Source organism: Pseudovibrio exalbescens DSM 16456 (assembly GCF_000422785.1).
GTDB lineage: Bacteria > Pseudomonadota > Alphaproteobacteria > Rhizobiales > Stappiaceae > Pseudovibrio > Pseudovibrio exalbescens.
In genome coordinates this window covers 273,965-288,060 of record NZ_AUGS01000002.1, presented here as the reverse complement: position 1 = coordinate 288,060, position 14,096 = coordinate 273,965, and the positions used below count along the sequence as shown (strand labels likewise).

General features: G+C 54.1%; 13 protein-coding genes. 9 read left to right on the top strand and 4 right to left on the bottom strand.

Annotated features, from left to right (window positions below):
- Positions 1-3: 3 nt before the first annotated feature.
- Together G512_RS0103825 and G512_RS0103820 are read right to left on the bottom strand one after the other, a co-directional pair.
- Positions 4-564 (bottom strand): ActR/PrrA/RegA family redox response regulator transcription factor, encoded by a 561-nt coding sequence (locus tag G512_RS0103825; RefSeq protein WP_407636261.1) that lies wholly within the window; start codon positions 562-564, stop codon positions 4-6.
- A 111-nt stretch (positions 565-675) separates the two neighbouring features.
- A complete protein-coding gene (locus G512_RS0103820) occupies positions 676-2,013 on the bottom strand; it encodes an ActS/PrrB/RegB family redox-sensitive histidine kinase (protein ID WP_036488396.1) in 1,338 nt (445 codons plus the stop codon).
- Between the two features lie 220 nt (positions 2,014-2,233).
- Here G512_RS0103820 and secB point away from each other — a divergent pair, with 220 nt between their 5' ends.
- Entirely contained in the window at positions 2,234-2,725 is a 492-nt protein-coding gene (gene secB / locus G512_RS0103815; RefSeq protein ID WP_028480562.1) for a protein-export chaperone SecB, read from the top strand.
- A 143-nt stretch (positions 2,726-2,868) separates the two neighbouring features.
- Complete coding sequence (locus G512_RS0103810; protein ID WP_036488394.1) at positions 2,869-3,285, top strand: hypothetical protein; 417 nt, start codon at positions 2,869-2,871, stop codon at positions 3,283-3,285.
- 3 nt (positions 3,286-3,288) lie between these two features.
- Here the strand turns inward: G512_RS0103810 and pyrF are convergent, their stop codons facing one another.
- Entirely contained in the window at positions 3,289-4,008 is a 720-nt protein-coding gene (gene pyrF, locus G512_RS0103805; RefSeq protein WP_028480560.1) for an orotidine-5'-phosphate decarboxylase, read from the bottom strand.
- Between the two features lie 228 nt (positions 4,009-4,236).
- Between pyrF and hisB the strand changes: the two genes are divergently transcribed.
- The 7 genes from hisB to coaA all read left to right on the top strand — a co-directional run bounded on the left by hisB (position 4,237) and on the right by coaA (position 9,002).
- Complete coding sequence (gene hisB / locus G512_RS0103800; RefSeq protein WP_028480559.1) at positions 4,237-4,830, top strand: imidazoleglycerol-phosphate dehydratase HisB; 594 nt, start codon at positions 4,237-4,239, stop codon at positions 4,828-4,830.
- Positions 4,831-4,854: 24 nt separating this feature from the next.
- A complete protein-coding gene (locus G512_RS0103795) occupies positions 4,855-5,352 on the top strand; it encodes a DUF2628 domain-containing protein (RefSeq protein WP_028480558.1) in 498 nt (165 codons plus the stop codon).
- 41 nt (positions 5,353-5,393) lie between these two features.
- A complete protein-coding gene (gene hisH / locus G512_RS0103790) occupies positions 5,394-6,047 on the top strand; it encodes an imidazole glycerol phosphate synthase subunit HisH (protein WP_028480557.1) in 654 nt (217 codons plus the stop codon).
- 43 nt (positions 6,048-6,090) lie between these two features.
- Positions 6,091-6,834, top strand: a complete 744-nt coding sequence (gene hisA, locus G512_RS0103785; protein ID WP_028480556.1) for a 1-(5-phosphoribosyl)-5-[(5-phosphoribosylamino)methylideneamino]imidazole-4-carboxamide isomerase — start codon at positions 6,091-6,093, stop codon at positions 6,832-6,834.
- Positions 6,831-7,610 (top strand): imidazole glycerol phosphate synthase subunit HisF, encoded by a 780-nt coding sequence (hisF, locus tag G512_RS0103780; RefSeq protein WP_028480555.1) that lies wholly within the window; start codon positions 6,831-6,833, stop codon positions 7,608-7,610. The genes hisA and hisF overlap by 4 nt, the downstream gene beginning before the upstream one ends.
- A gap of 61 nt (positions 7,611-7,671) precedes the next feature.
- The gene (locus tag G512_RS0103775) at positions 7,672-7,995 is read left to right on the top strand and encodes a phosphoribosyl-ATP diphosphatase (protein WP_028480554.1); all 324 of its coding nucleotides are present in this window, start codon (positions 7,672-7,674) and stop codon (positions 7,993-7,995) included.
- Between the two features lie 41 nt (positions 7,996-8,036).
- Positions 8,037-9,002 (top strand): type I pantothenate kinase, encoded by a 966-nt coding sequence (gene coaA, locus G512_RS0103770; RefSeq protein WP_028480553.1) that lies wholly within the window; start codon positions 8,037-8,039, stop codon positions 9,000-9,002.
- Between the two features lie 34 nt (positions 9,003-9,036).
- On the opposite strand, the gene G512_RS0103765 is transcribed toward coaA, so the two are convergent.
- Entirely contained in the window at positions 9,037-13,845 is a 4,809-nt protein-coding gene (locus G512_RS0103765; RefSeq protein ID WP_028480552.1) for an NAD-glutamate dehydrogenase, read from the bottom strand.
- Between the last annotated feature and the right edge of the window lie 251 nt (positions 13,846-14,096).

Here is a 14,096-nt window from a genome sequence, read left to right as displayed (position 1 = left end):
AGCTCAGCGTGGTGCTCGCTTTGCCAAGATACGCTGTAGCGTTCGGCGGTGCATGTTCAAGCGACGAGCCGTTTCAGAAACATTGCGATCACACAGTTCGTAAACACGCTGAATGTGTTCCCACCGCACTCGGTCTGCAGACATCGGGTTTTCTGGTGGTGTCGCTTTCTCGTTTGGGCGGCGCATTAGCGAGGCAAAAATATCGTCAGCATCTGCCGGTTTGGACAAATAGTCGATCGCGCCCAGCTTTACCGCAGTAACGGCCGTTGCAATATTCCCATAGCCCGTAAGCACTATGACCCGCGCTTCCGGTTTTTTCATGCGAATGGCTTCAACAACATCAAGGCCGCTGCCGTCCTCAAGGCGCATGTCGCACACAGCAAAGTCCGGCGCTTCGGCAGCAACTTTGCTCAGCGCTTCCTTGACACCATCTGCGGTTTCAGTGTGAAAGCCGCGCTTCTCCATGGCACGCGCAAGGCGTTGCTGAAACGCCTTATCGTCATCGAGAATCAGAAGACGGCCCAGGGGTGCAGTTTCAGTTTCATTCATTTCCAATGGGTCCACGTTGCTCTGCTTTGGTCCTTCTTATAATGACTGACCCAAGCTTGGGAAGGCCTGTTCCGCGATAATGGACATGTCAGTCACCTCAGAATTAATCTAAGGCATTTTTTCAGCTTATGATTGATCCATCGCATTTTTCGGCCATCTGATACGAACAATTGCACCTGTTTTAGGCGGTTTCCGATTGCCAAAACTCAGTCGTGCGCTCGTCCGTTCAAGCAATGTTTTGGCAATGAAGAAGCCTAAACCAAGGCCACCTGCCGACTGTTCCTTTGTTTTATCAAACTTATTTTTCCCCAAGGGCTGAATTTTCTTGGCCAGTCCGCGCTTCGACACGTAGGGCTCGCCCATTCGGGCCATCACATCCGGAGCAAAGCCAGGTCCATCGTCGGCAATCGTGATCTCCACTTGTTCATCATCCCAGGTGGCTTTCAGTTCGACCGTTCGGCGGGCAAAATCGACCGCGTTCTCAAGAATATTTCCCAGCCCATACGCAATTCCGGGGTTTCGTTGCCCAACAGGTTCCGGCCCATCCCCTTCCAAGACAACATCGATATGGATACCAAGACCGCGATGCGGCTGTGACACTTCTTCCAAAAGCTGAGAAAGAGGCATGCGTTGAAAATGCTGATCGGTATCACTGGACAGCGACGTAAGCTTTTGCAGGATGTCACGGCAGCGCTGTGCCTGCATGTACACCAGTTCAGCATCCTCGCGCAGCGGGTCTCCCTCTTCAAACTCCGTCGCCAGTTCTTTGGCTGTCAGATAGATGGTTCCAAGGGGCGTTCCCAACTCATGCGCAGCCGCTGTTGCCAAACCATCAAGTGCAGAAAGATGCTGTTGATGCGCAAGCACCATGTCGCTGGCAGCCAGCGCATTGGACAATTGGCGTGCTTCGCTTGCGATACGCAGGGCGTAGGTAGCCATGAAGAACATGCTGCATAACAGGGAAACCCATATCCCCACGGTATAGACTGGTGGCATCTGCAAGGTTTCGCCGCCATACCATGGCAAAGGCATGTGAAAGATGCCAATCACCGTCGCGCAGAGCCCTGCCAGAGAGGCCAACATAATGGTGTTCTTGAACGACAACGCCGTCGCCGAGACCATTACGGGAGCCACCAATAGAAAGCAAAACGGGTTTCCCAGCCCCCCGGTCAGGTAAAGAAGGCCGGCCAACTGGAGAATATCGTAGGCCAATTGAAGAGCCGCACCATTTTCGTGCAACCGAGTACTGGCGGGCCAGCGAATCTTGAGAATCACATTCAGCCACGCCGAAACCGCAATCAAGACGTAGCAGTAGCCAATGGGCAAGGGAAAGCCGAGACCGTAATAAACAACGATCAGCGATATGGTTTGGCCAGCAATCGCCAGCCAGCGCAAGCGAACCAGCGTATCCAGTTTAACCTGCAGATCGAAGCTGCGGGATTGATCAGTCGTCGCGAAGGCCATCAGGCTCGGCTCCAGAAATCCGGATCTTTAGAATTGTTATGTGCCCAGAAGCAGTATACCTGATGGTACGACTACAAAAGAGTCCAGTTGTTTGGAAGCATAAATCAACACACAGCCTTGTATCGGCTGTGAGGTCATGCTAGCCACGCGACAGGCTTGATGTGCAGCCGAGGGGAATTGCTGTACATACCGATCTCAACCGTGAAACGGGAACTATATTATGAGTGACAATCAGGAAGCTCAGGCACAGGGCCAGGCAGCCGCTCCAGGCATGAACATTCTGGCGCAGTACATCAAAGACTTGTCTTTCGAGAACCCAAACTCTCCAAAGTCTCTGCAGCCGGGTGAACAGCCAAAGCTGGATATTAACGTGAACGTCGGCGCCAACCCACTGAGCGATGACCAGTTTGAGGTTGTGCTGACCCTGAATGCCAAGGCCAACACATCTGAACAGGTTATGTTCGCCGTGGAGCTCATCTATGCTGGCGTTTTCCAGATCAGCAACGTTCCAAAAGAGCACATGCATCCGTTCATTCTGATTGAATGCCCGCGCATGCTGTTCCCGTTTGCTCGCAACATTCTGGCGGATACGACTCGCAACGGTGGCTTCCCGCCGCTGATGCTGGACCCAATCGATTTTGCCGCTCTTTATCGTCAGAATCTGGCTCGTGCTGCAGAAGAGCAGAAGAAGAACGGCCAGCAACCAAACTGATTTTGCGCTCGGAAGCTGTTAGTGAAAACCGCGCTCCTCCAGCGCGGTTTTTTTGTTTCACATGTGATCGTGTTTTCTAGGAAAATCGAAAGCAATATTCCGTAGGGTCATCTCGTTGAATCCACCGAGACAAGAGGTGACCTTTGTTCCGTTTTGTTATCATGATTGCCATGTTGGCAAGTTGCAGCTCTATTTCGTTTGCCTCAGACCTGACCAACACTCAATGGCGTCCGTTCAACTTCACGGCGGAAGCGGTGACAGGATCTTTGCACATCACCGAAAACCAGTTGATATTCAGCGACCGAGAGCACTTGCCCATCAAAGCGGTAGGTGATCGTACGACAGCCACCTATGCCTTCACGAACGCCACCAACCTCAAGTTCAACGGCGGGCGCACCCTTTGCTCCAACGGGGTGAATACGGGCTTTCTGCAATTCAAAATCGTGAAGCTGGAAGGGCAGGAAGCTTTGGAACTGCGTGTCTTCCGTGGCCCCACCCCTCCGGATACGTCAGAGGATACTCAGCGGAATCTGTGTTCAACCTATCTCTATATCCGCTAGTTCTCAGCTTACCGCTGCCTCGACTTCCTTCAATACCGCCTCCGCTGCCGCGCGCCGGTCGGAAGCCTGAACAATTGGGCGGCCTATAACGAGGTAGTCCGATCCGGCCCTGATTGCGTCAGCAGGTGTCATAATGCGTTTCTGGTCGCCAGCATCAGAGCCTGAAGGGCGCACACCCGGAGTAATAATTGCCAACTTGTCGCCGACAGCTGCTCTCATTTTCTCGGCTTCTACTGGAGAACACACGATACCGCCCATGCCCGTTTCAGCCGCTGCGGCGGCCCGCTGGACAACAAGATCCGCAATAGGCCCCACGTATCCTGCGGCCTTGAGGTCCGCTTCATCCATTGAGGTCAGAACGGTCACACCGAGCAAACAAAGATCCTTGTTCCCCGCCTCTTGAAGCGCACCAACAGCCGCACGCATAGCTTTAGGATAGGCATGCAATGTCATGAACTTGACGCCCATCTTGGCGACATTCTTGACGGCACTGGCAATGGTGTTGTCGATATCGAGCAGTTTCACGTCAAGGAAAATGGAGTGCCCCTCAGCGGCCAACTCCTCCGCAAGTGCCAGCCCCCCGGCAAACTGCAACTGCATGCCGATCTTGTAGGTGCCGATCAAGCCCTGCGTTTGAGAGATAATGGTTCGAGCCTCATCAACGGTCGGCACATCCAACGCGAGAATAAGGCGATCTTTGGCAGTAGCTGGTTTGAAGGACATGGGTTTCTCCGCGGCTGAGGGATCGATAAACGGCTGTGGTCGTAGCACTGGTTTCGCCGAAAAGCCAGTGCCGTTATTCCCGTGTTCATGCGATTGGAACGCATCCGCTCACCCTCGGGACAGTGTTTTTCACATTCAGCTATTTTCAGTTCACCGACAGGCTGCTACAACGGCGCGTCTCTTGCTGACTTCACAAAGATTATTTGCCAGACAAGCTGAGGATGGGCCATGCGCCAGGCGAGCATCACGCGCAAGACGAAGGAAACCGAGATCAGTGTTTCCATCAACCTTGACGGAACAGGAACCTACGACATCAACACAGGCGTCGGGTTCTTCGATCATATGCTGGAGCAACTCTCCCGTCACTCGCTGGTCGACATGACCATTCGCGCCAACGGCGACACCCATATCGACGACCATCACACCACTGAGGATGTCGGCATCGCGCTGGGGCAGGCGTTCAAACAAGCCCTCGGCGATATGAGCGGCATCGCACGCTACGCCGATACACATCTGGCAATGGACGAGGCGCTGACCCGATGCGCGCTCGATGTTTCCGGTCGTCCGTTCCTTGTGTGGCACGTAGAGTTTACAAAGGACAAAGTTGGCAATTTCGACACGGAACTGTTTGAAGAGTTCTTCCGGGCTTTTACGATGAACGCCGGGTTCACTTTGCATATCGCAACGCTGTACGGTACAAACAACCATCACATAGCGGAAACTTGCTTCAAGGCCGTAGCGCGAACGCTGCGTGTTGCCATGGAAGAAGATCCGCGGCAGTCGGGCCGTGTGCCGACCACCAAGGGTCAGTTGGGCGGCTGACATCCATAGCGGGGAGAACTAGACGTGGCGACCTTTATTGTGATGGCGCCGCCAGAGGTGACAGCGGACACACTGACTGAAGCCAGCGCGCGCAGAATAACATTTGTCCGGGACGGTTTGTCTTGGGGTGCGCTGCTTATACCGCTCATCTGGATGTTGTATCGTCGAATGTGGTGGGTGTTTCTGGCTTATCTGGTGGTGGTTACCGTACTGCAGCTCACCGTCGGGCAGCTGCCGGGCTCAATGTCCGTGCCGCTATATCTTGCATTTGCGATCTTGTTTGCCCTGGAGGGTAACTCCCTGCGTCAGTGGTCGCTTGAGCGCAAAGGCTGGCAGATGCTTGGCATTATCAGCGCTGATAACCGGGCCGAAGCCGAAATTCGGTTCTTCGACAAATGGCTATCCCCCCGAGAAAGACCTACTTCTCAAGGAGATGAGCCAGCTACAGCGACGAACCGCAGGAGCCCGATAACGCCGCGTTTCGGCGAGCAAAGCATCGTTGGCCTGACATTGAACTCCTAGCTTGAACACCTTTTTATCTGAGTACAGAAGGAATACGCTTGATGAGCGTCGCAATCATTGACTATGGATCCGGCAATCTCCGCTCTGCGGCAAAAGCTTTTGAGCACGTCGCCCATAGTCATGAGCGCCGAGACGAAATTGTCGTCACCTCTGATCCGGAGGTTGTGGCACGAGCTGAACGTATCGTACTGCCGGGCGTGGGTGCGTTTGCCGACTGTCGCCGTGGGCTTCAAGCTGTTTCGGGAATGGAAGAGGCTCTTCAGGAAGCGGTTATTGCCCGTGGTCGACCCTTTTTTGGCATCTGCGTGGGGATGCAACTGCTTGCGCAGCGCGGGCTTGAGTTTGAAACAAGCGAAGGGCTTGGATGGATCCCCGGTGACGTCACCACGATGGAATTGGACGACCCAGCCCTCAAAATCCCGCATATGGGATGGAATACAATAGACGTTCATGGGGAAACGCACCCAACGCTGAACGGCATCAAGACAGGTCCGGACGGCCAACACGCTTACTTTGTGCATTCCTATCATTTCGCAGTATCCAATCCGGCACACTGTCTGGCGAGTTTCTCCTACGGTGGCACCTTCACGGCCATGGTCGGGCGCGACAACATGATTGGAACGCAGTTTCACCCGGAAAAGAGCCAGAAACTGGGGCTGCAACTGATCTCCAATTTTCTGAGCTGGGCCCCGTGAACCGGCCCTCGACCTTAAGATTTAGGTCCAAAGGACAACAGGTATGATCATTTTTCCCGCAATCGATCTCAAGGAAGGCCACTGCGTTCGCTTGAAACTTGGCGATATGGATCAGGCGACGGTATTCAATGATAATCCCGGCGCTCAAGCAAAAGCCTTTCAAGATCAAGGCTTCGAGTGGTTGCATGTCGTAGATCTCGATGGTGCTTTTGCCGGTGAAAGCCGCAACGGAGCGGCCGTTGACAGCATTCTCGCCGCCACGACAAATCCAGTGCAATTGGGGGGCGGAATACGCACCCTGGCGCATATCGAAAGCTGGCTCGACAAAGGTATTGCACGGGTCATTCTGGGTACTGTTGCCTTGCGTGATCCGGCATTGGTGCGCGAAGCCTGCAAGCGCTACCCTGATCGTATCGCTGTCGGCATTGATGCCAAAGGTGGCAAAGTGGCGGTAGAAGGCTGGGCGGAAACATCCGAGTTGACCGCCATCGAACTGGCAAAACAGTTTGAGGATGCGGGGGTAGCCGCCCTCATCTACACCGATATTGACCGCGACGGCGTGTTGAAAGGTCTTAACATTCCTTCAACCCTCGAACTGGCCCATGCCGTTACCATACCGGTCATTGCCTCAGGCGGCCTGGCTGGCATTGAAGATATTGAACGACTGATCCAACCCGATTGCGATATTCTTGAAGGTGCCATTTCCGGCCGAGCCCTCTATGATGGTCGTCTGGAACCTGCTGAAGCGCTCGCCTTGATCAAGAAAAGCCGGGAGGGTTTGGCATGACCTTGAAAGCACGCATCATCCCATGCCTCGACGTCAAAGACGGCCGCGTCGTCAAGGGTGTCAACTTTGTTGACCTGATTGACGCTGGGGATCCAGTAGAGGCAGCCAAAGCCTACGATGCGGCGGGAGCAGACGAGCTTACCTTTCTCGATATCACGGCTTCCAGTGATGATCGCGAGACCATTTACGATGTGGTGGAAAGAACTGCGGCCGCCTGCTTTATGCCGGTCACTGTCGGCGGCGGCGTACGCGCCGTAGAGGATATTCGCCGCCTGCTCAATGCCGGTGCCGACAAGGTTTCCATCAATACCGCGGCGGTAAAGAACCCGGATTTCATCCGCGAAGCGGCAGAAAAATTTGGTAGTCAATGCATTGTAGTCTCCATTGATGCCAAGCGCGTTTCATCCGAAGGCGAAGATGAGCGCTTTGAAATCTTCACCCATGGCGGGCGCACACCCACAGGCATTGATGCGGTCGAGTTCGCCCGCAAGGCTGTGGAACTTGGTGCCGGAGAGTTGCTGGTAACCTCCATGGATCGTGATGGCACACAAGCTGGTTACAACATTTCCTTGACCAGAGCCATTGCGGATGCAGTTAGCGTGCCGGTGATTGCATCAGGCGGCGTCGGAACCCTTGATCACTTGGTGGAAGGTGTGCGCGATGGCCATGCGACAGCAGTGTTGGCGGCCTCCATTTTCCACTTCGGAACCTACTCCATTCAGGAAGCCAAGGCGCACATGGAAGCCGCAGGTATTCCAATGCGCACGGACAGCTGAGACGGATCACCGGCCACGTATACTTGATACCGGTGCAAACCACCGAAAGGGCACTATCCCTATGACTAAATTTACCCTTGAGGACCTCGAGGCTATTGTGGCGCAGCGCGCTATGAGCGACGACGAGCTTTCATACACGCGCAAGCTCATTGGAAAGGGCGTTGCGAAATGCGCCCAAAAGGTGGGGGAAGAAGCGGTTGAGGCGGCCATAGCCGCGGTAAAACCGGACAAACAGGAGCTAACGGGCGAGGCTGCCGATCTTTTGTATCACTTGCTGGTACTTTTGAAGGCAAGTGATGTTCCGCTGTCGGATGTCATGGCGACACTGGAATCCCGCACCGGGCAGACGGGACTACAGGAAAAGGCCTCTCGCGCTGGCGATTAGTCAGCAGTTACAAGCGCGCCCAATCGAATGGCAACGCAGCTATGAAACACGACGTATCCAATGTGTCCGAGCTGGACTTGTCCCCCTACTCCGTATTCACGGAGGCTGAATGGGCCAAGTTGCGTGCGGATACACCGATGACCCTCACAGCGGACGATATTCGCAACGTCCAGAGCTTGAATGACTATGTTTCCATGGATCAGGTGGAAACAATCTATCTGCCGTTATCGCGCTTGCTCGCCTACTACGTTGAAGCGACACAGAAGCTCCACCGTGCCACCAAACGTTTCTTGGGTACGAATGGGCGCAAAACGCCTTTCATTATCGGCGTTGCTGGTTCGGTTGCCGTGGGTAAATCCACGACGGCCCGTCTGATTCAGGCATTGATGCGGCGCTGGCCAGCAAGCCCAAAAGTGGATCTTCTGACAACCGACGGCTTTTTGTACCCGAACGCTGTGTTGGAGCGCGAGGGCCTCATGCGTCGTAAAGGTTTTCCGGAAAGCTATGACCGTCCGGCCCTGCTCAAATTCCTGACAGATATCAAAGCCGGCAAAACGTCGGTTCAAGCACCGATTTATTCCCACTTCTTTTATGACGTAATTCCAGGGCAAACGATCACCATTGACCAACCAGACATTCTGATTGTCGAGGGCTTGAACGTCCTGCAAACTTCCAACCTGTCGCGGGATGCCAAGGCAGTCCCATTCGTTTCGGATTTCTTCGACTTTTCAATCTACATTGATGCGGAAGAACGAGCGCTGCAAAACTGGTACCTGCAACGCTTCATGCGTTTGCGAGAGACAGCGTTCCAGGATCCAGACTCCTACTTTCACAAGTTCTCCAAGGTAACGGATTCCGAGGCGCAGGAGATTGCGCAGGACTTGTGGCAGAACATCAATCTGGAAAACCTGCGACACAACATTTTGCCCACACGACCGCGCGCGGACCTAATCATTACCAAAGGCGCGGAGCACAAAATCACATCGGTTGCGCTACGCAAGATTTGATAGGGAACAAGGGCGCCGAAGCGCCCTTTTTCAGTTAGTTTGCCAGTTCAGCAAGCATGCTGGCGGCAACAGAAAACTTGGAAACAGACAAATCGTTTTCCAAAATTTCCTGAACAGCCATTTTGGTTCGCTGAACCTTTTCATGCCGGTCAGCCAGCCACCCGTTCAAGCCACCGGCATGCACGATCGCCTGCGCAGTCAAAGTTCGATGGGCTTCAGCCAAGATGGACCTTGCTCTATCCATCGCCAGACCGTCATAGTAATCTCGGATGCTGAAATCGCGGCTTAGCTCATCAATGCGGCTGAAACTGAACTCTTCAGCCAGTTGGAAGAAGCAGGCAGCAACATCCTCGGTTTTGTGGCCCGTTTTTTCCGCCACCAACACGATATCCGGAATCATGACCTCCGCAGAAAGCCGCGCGACACGTCCCGCGATCTGCGCCGTCACTCCAGCCATGACAAGTCTTTCAGTCTCTTCAGTCAGTGACTTGGCATCTGCGTCCGGGAGGAATGCCTCCAGCCGCGGCGACAGGCTTTCAACGTCAGTGTGGAAACGATTGACGGCCGCCTCGATGCCGTCTTCAAAGGAGACATTGCGCAGGAACCAAAGGACCTGACTATGGACCAGATCCTGTACCGCTTCATAAAGATCCAATTGAACCTCGCCGGAAACAACAGTGTCGAGTGCGTTGATCTGTTCATTCAGGTCAGTCAGTCCATACGCATCACGAACCGCCGAAAACGCCGTAGCGATCTCTGCTTCTGTGGCGCCAGCCTGATCCATTAGCCGGATAACAAAAGTTGGGCCGCCCCGATTGATAATGGAATTGGCCAACATGGTCGAGATGATTTCCCGGCGCAACCTATGCCCTTCAATCTCCTTGGCGTATTCCTCCCTCATCTGGGGCGGGAAGTAGCGATACAGTTCCTTTGCCAGATAATCATCATCAGGAACCGAACTCTGCAGGAGTTTGTCATAGAGAGTAAGCTTGGCATAGGCCAACAGCACGCCGATCTCAGGACGAGACAAACCTTCGCCTTGTTTCATCCGCTCTTCGATCGTCATGTCATCAGGAAGGTCCTCGACAGTGCGGTCGAGCAAGTCCTGCCTTTCGAGCTGACGCATCATACGGATTTGATAACCCGTGTCTTCCAAACCGCGCCGCTGACACAGTGATATGGACAAGGTCTGAAGGTAGTTGTTTCTCAGAACCAGATTGGCGACATCCTCGGTCATGTCTGCCAGCAGAGCATTTCGATCGTCCAAGGTGAGCAGGCCCGCCTTCACTGCTGCGCCCAGCGCGATCTTGATGTTGACTTCCATGTCCGACGAATTCACACCCGCCGAGTTGTCGATAGCATCGGAGTTGCAGCGCCCTCCGGCGCGCGCGAACTCAATACGCGCTTTTTGGGTAATACCCAGATTGGCCCCTTCACCAATCACCTTCACTTGTAAGTCTGATGCTGCGACGCGAATGGAATCATTGCCGCGGTCTCCCACATCCGCGTTCGTTTCACTGGAGGCCCGCACATAGGTACCGATACCACCAAACCAAAGCAAATCAGCTTTCATCTTCAAGATCGCCGTCATTACGTCCTGCGGCGAGCATTTTGCAGAAGCCAGTCCCAATAGGGCTTGCGCTTGAGCTGACAATTCGATGTGTTTTGCCTTGCGCGAATACACGCCCCCTCCTTCAGAAATCAGGGAGGTATCGTAGTCCTGCCAAGAAGAGCGCCCAAGATCAAACAGCCGTTTGCGCTCCTCCCAGCTCACCGCCGGATCCGGATCAGGATCGATGAAGATGTCACGATGGTCGAACGCAGCAACCAGACGGGTTGCTTTTGACAGCAACATTCCGTTGCCGAAAACATCGCCGGACATGTCGCCGACGCCACACGCAGTGAAGGGCTCCCGCTGAATATCCCGATCCATTTCGCGGAAATGGCGTTTTACTGCTTCCCAAGCTCCCCGTGCGGTAATGCCCATTTTCTTGTGATCATAACCAGCGGACCCACCCGAGGCGAATGCATCGCCGAGCCAGAAATCACGCCCCTGCGAAATTCCGTTGGCGGTATCGGAAAAGGTTGCCGTTCCCTTGTCAGCTGCAACAACAAGATACGGATCATCAGAATCGTGCCGCACCACCTCGGTAGGTGGAACGATGGCATCGCCATCCAGATTATCGGTAAGGTCAAGCAACGACCCTATGAAGATTTTGTAGGCCTCAGTTCCTTCAGCAAAGATCTCTTCTCTGCTACCCGCTTTTGGCAACTGCTTCGGCAAGAAACCGCCCTTCGCACCCACAGGCACAATTACGGCGTTTTTGACTTGCTGGGCTTTGACGAGACCCAGAACCTCTGTGCGGAAATCCTGAGCCCGATCCGACCATCGCAATCCCCCACGGGCGACTGTGCCAAATCGCATATGCACGCCTTCCACCCGCGGGCTGTACACGAACATCTCACGATACGGCAAAGGCTTTGGCAAACTCTCAAGCTTGTGGGGTGCCAGCTTGAACGCAAACGTGCTTTTAGGCAGTCCATTATCATCCAACTGATAGAAATTCGTACGCAACAATCCATCAATCAGATTCTGAAACCGGCGGATGATTCTGTCATCATCGAGGCTTTCAACTGAATCCAGCGCCGTGACGATGCGATCCCGCAGTTCGCTGCTTTGTTTTTCGCGTGCTGCCTCATCCATCGTGGGGTCAAAACGCGTGTGGAAGTAGTCAACCAGATCCCTCGAAATGGCCGGATAGCGGTTCAGCGCGCCCCACATGTAATCTTCGGAATACAGAATACCAGCTTGTCGCAGATACTTGGAAAGCGCTCGCAATACAGCAATATCCCGCCAAGCGAGACCTGCGTTAAGGGCCAGTGCGTTATATCCGTCGCTTTCGGCAAGGCCGTTCCATACAGCCAAAAATAACGCACCAAGGCGCTCAATATCCTCTTCACGGAAATCATGGCGGGTTTCCCCAGCTACAGTGAGCGTCGTGTCGTGTAGATAACACATGTCACAGTCAGCAGGATTTACCCGATAGGTCCGCTCGTTAATGACCTGAAAGCCCATGTTTTCCAATACTGGAACCCGCGACGACAAAGCCAATGGGCTATTCGTGTGATAGGTGCGCAGCGAGAGCTGCTGCAGATTTTCAGGATCACGTTTATAAAACCGGATCAAAAGCGGGCGCCGTCGGCCCAGTTGTTCCAGGCACCGAATATCCTCAAGCGCCGTCTCTGGATCGGTGACAGCGGTGTAGCTGCCATCAAAAGCGCCATTGAAACGATGGTACAGGGTGCGCGCCGTCGTTGGTTCGTGCATGGCCCGCAAGGCTTCCGAGAGTTGATCTTCCCAGGAGCTGATGATCCGAGCAACGGCATTTTCCAGTTCGTTTTGCGCAGGGTTTGGAGTAACCCCGCTATCACGACCTATTATGTAGTGCACACGAACGAGCGGCCCTTCCGGATACGAAATGTACCAGGCAGACACCCGCCCGTCGAAAACATCTGCCATGTATGCGCCAACCCGCTGGCGAATCTTTGTGGTAAAGCGATCGCGTGGAATGAAGGCAAGGATCGATACAAACCGGTCAAACTTGTCTCGGCGAGACAGAACGCGAATGCGCGGGCGCTCCCCTAGCTGCAGAATGGCTTTGGAAAACTCGTAGAGCGTTTCCTGATCAATCTGGAAGAGGTCGTCACGGGGATACTCCTCCAGCACGTTGCGCAAGGCACGCCCGCTATGGCTTTCGGGGTCGAAGCCATGGAGTTTCATAACCTGCGCCACCTTTTGGCGGATGTATGGAATTGAGGAAGTTGAGCGGGTGTATGCTGTGGAGGTGAACAAGCCAACAATGCGCAGCTCACCGGTCAGGACACCTTCTTCATTGAACAGCTTAACGCCGATGTAATCCATATGCACAGGGCGGTGAACACGGCTCTTCACATTGGCCTTGGCGATAATCAGAGGTTCAGGATTGAGCAGAAAATCCCGTATCTCTGGAGTCATTACGACAAATTCGGAACCACGACGAAGCACCCGCACCTCAGGATCAGCAAGCAGACCAAGGCCGGTACCCTGCACGAACGACAGATCACCCTGCTCAACGCCTCCCTCGAAGATGAACTCCCGCATACCCAACAACGTGAAATTGTCAGCGGCCATCCACTCCAAAAACTGGATTGCCTCATCAAGTTGTGCCTTGGAGTACGGCGTTCGGGTATTGGTATAGTCTTCAATCGCTTGCTGAAGGCGCCCGCGCATGGGCTGCCAGTCCTTAACGGCGCAACGCACATCTTGAAGCACCTTTTTCAGGGCTTCCTCCAACGCCAGGCGCTGTTCTTCAACATCAAGCCGCGCAATATGGATATGGATCAGGCTTTCTCGACGGGCTGACGGGCCACTGGGTCCATGGGTGCCATGAAACTCTTGAAGTTGTCCTTGCTCGTCCCGCTCCACCACAAAAAGCGGGTGAAGCACAAGCTGAGGCTCATATCCGTTTACTGTCAAATGGCCCATGACCGATGACACAAGGAACGGCATGTTATCGTTCAAGATCTCGACGATAGTGACATTATTCAGGCGCGAGCTTTGTCTCTTTCCTGCTACATCAAACACACCGATCCGCTGTGTACCCAGTGGGTGCTGCTGAAAGTCTGCCCATGTCGCACTGGCCAGCAACGACAGCTCTTCAGAGTCATATTGGGCGATGTCTTCGGCATCCGCGTGCGCGAACAAATCGCAGGCAAAGCGGGGCAGAGCATCACCCTCATCCTTGAGAAGAGCACATGTATCGTCGATTAGTGTTTCCTTCGCGAGCGCAGCGGCATCGGACATTTTCAGGGCCTCTCGTCCGTTCTTGTGTGACTGCATTCACAACGCCGGACACGAAACGCCCAGAAGCCGTGAAGCAGCTCGTCAAACAGAGCCTTCAAGTGGTCGTGCCCATCAGCACAATCAAGCCACAGGGCCTTGAGATGTTTGCGTTTCCTCGCTCTCAGGCCAAGACTCCACCTTGGAGGCTATCGCAGTCCAAGAGGAGGTGCCACATCTGTACAGGGAGGTGGCTAAGTTGATCACCGTATTTT

Excerpts from the sequence above, each read along its gene's own strand:
- G512_RS0103820 (WP_036488396.1), bottom strand. The coding sequence starts at position 2,013 with ATGGCCTTCGCGACGACTGATCAATCCCGCAGCTTCGATCTGCAGGTT.
- secB (WP_028480562.1), top strand. The coding sequence starts at position 2,234 with ATGAGTGACAATCAGGAAGCTCAGGCACAGGGCCAGGCAGCCGCTCCA.
- pyrF (WP_028480560.1), bottom strand. The coding sequence starts at position 4,008 with ATGTCCTTCAAACCAGCTACTGCCAAAGATCGCCTTATTCTCGCGTTG.
- hisB (WP_028480559.1), top strand. The coding sequence starts at position 4,237 with ATGCGCCAGGCGAGCATCACGCGCAAGACGAAGGAAACCGAGATCAGT.
- hisH (WP_028480557.1), top strand. The coding sequence starts at position 5,394 with ATGAGCGTCGCAATCATTGACTATGGATCCGGCAATCTCCGCTCTGCG.
- hisA (WP_028480556.1), top strand. The coding sequence starts at position 6,091 with ATGATCATTTTTCCCGCAATCGATCTCAAGGAAGGCCACTGCGTTCGC.
- hisF (WP_028480555.1), top strand. The coding sequence starts at position 6,831 with ATGACCTTGAAAGCACGCATCATCCCATGCCTCGACGTCAAAGACGGC.
- G512_RS0103775 (WP_028480554.1), top strand. The coding sequence starts at position 7,672 with ATGACTAAATTTACCCTTGAGGACCTCGAGGCTATTGTGGCGCAGCGC.
- coaA (WP_028480553.1), top strand. The coding sequence starts at position 8,037 with ATGAAACACGACGTATCCAATGTGTCCGAGCTGGACTTGTCCCCCTAC.
- G512_RS0103765 (WP_028480552.1), bottom strand. The coding sequence starts at position 13,845 with ATGTCCGATGCCGCTGCGCTCGCGAAGGAAACACTAATCGACGATACA.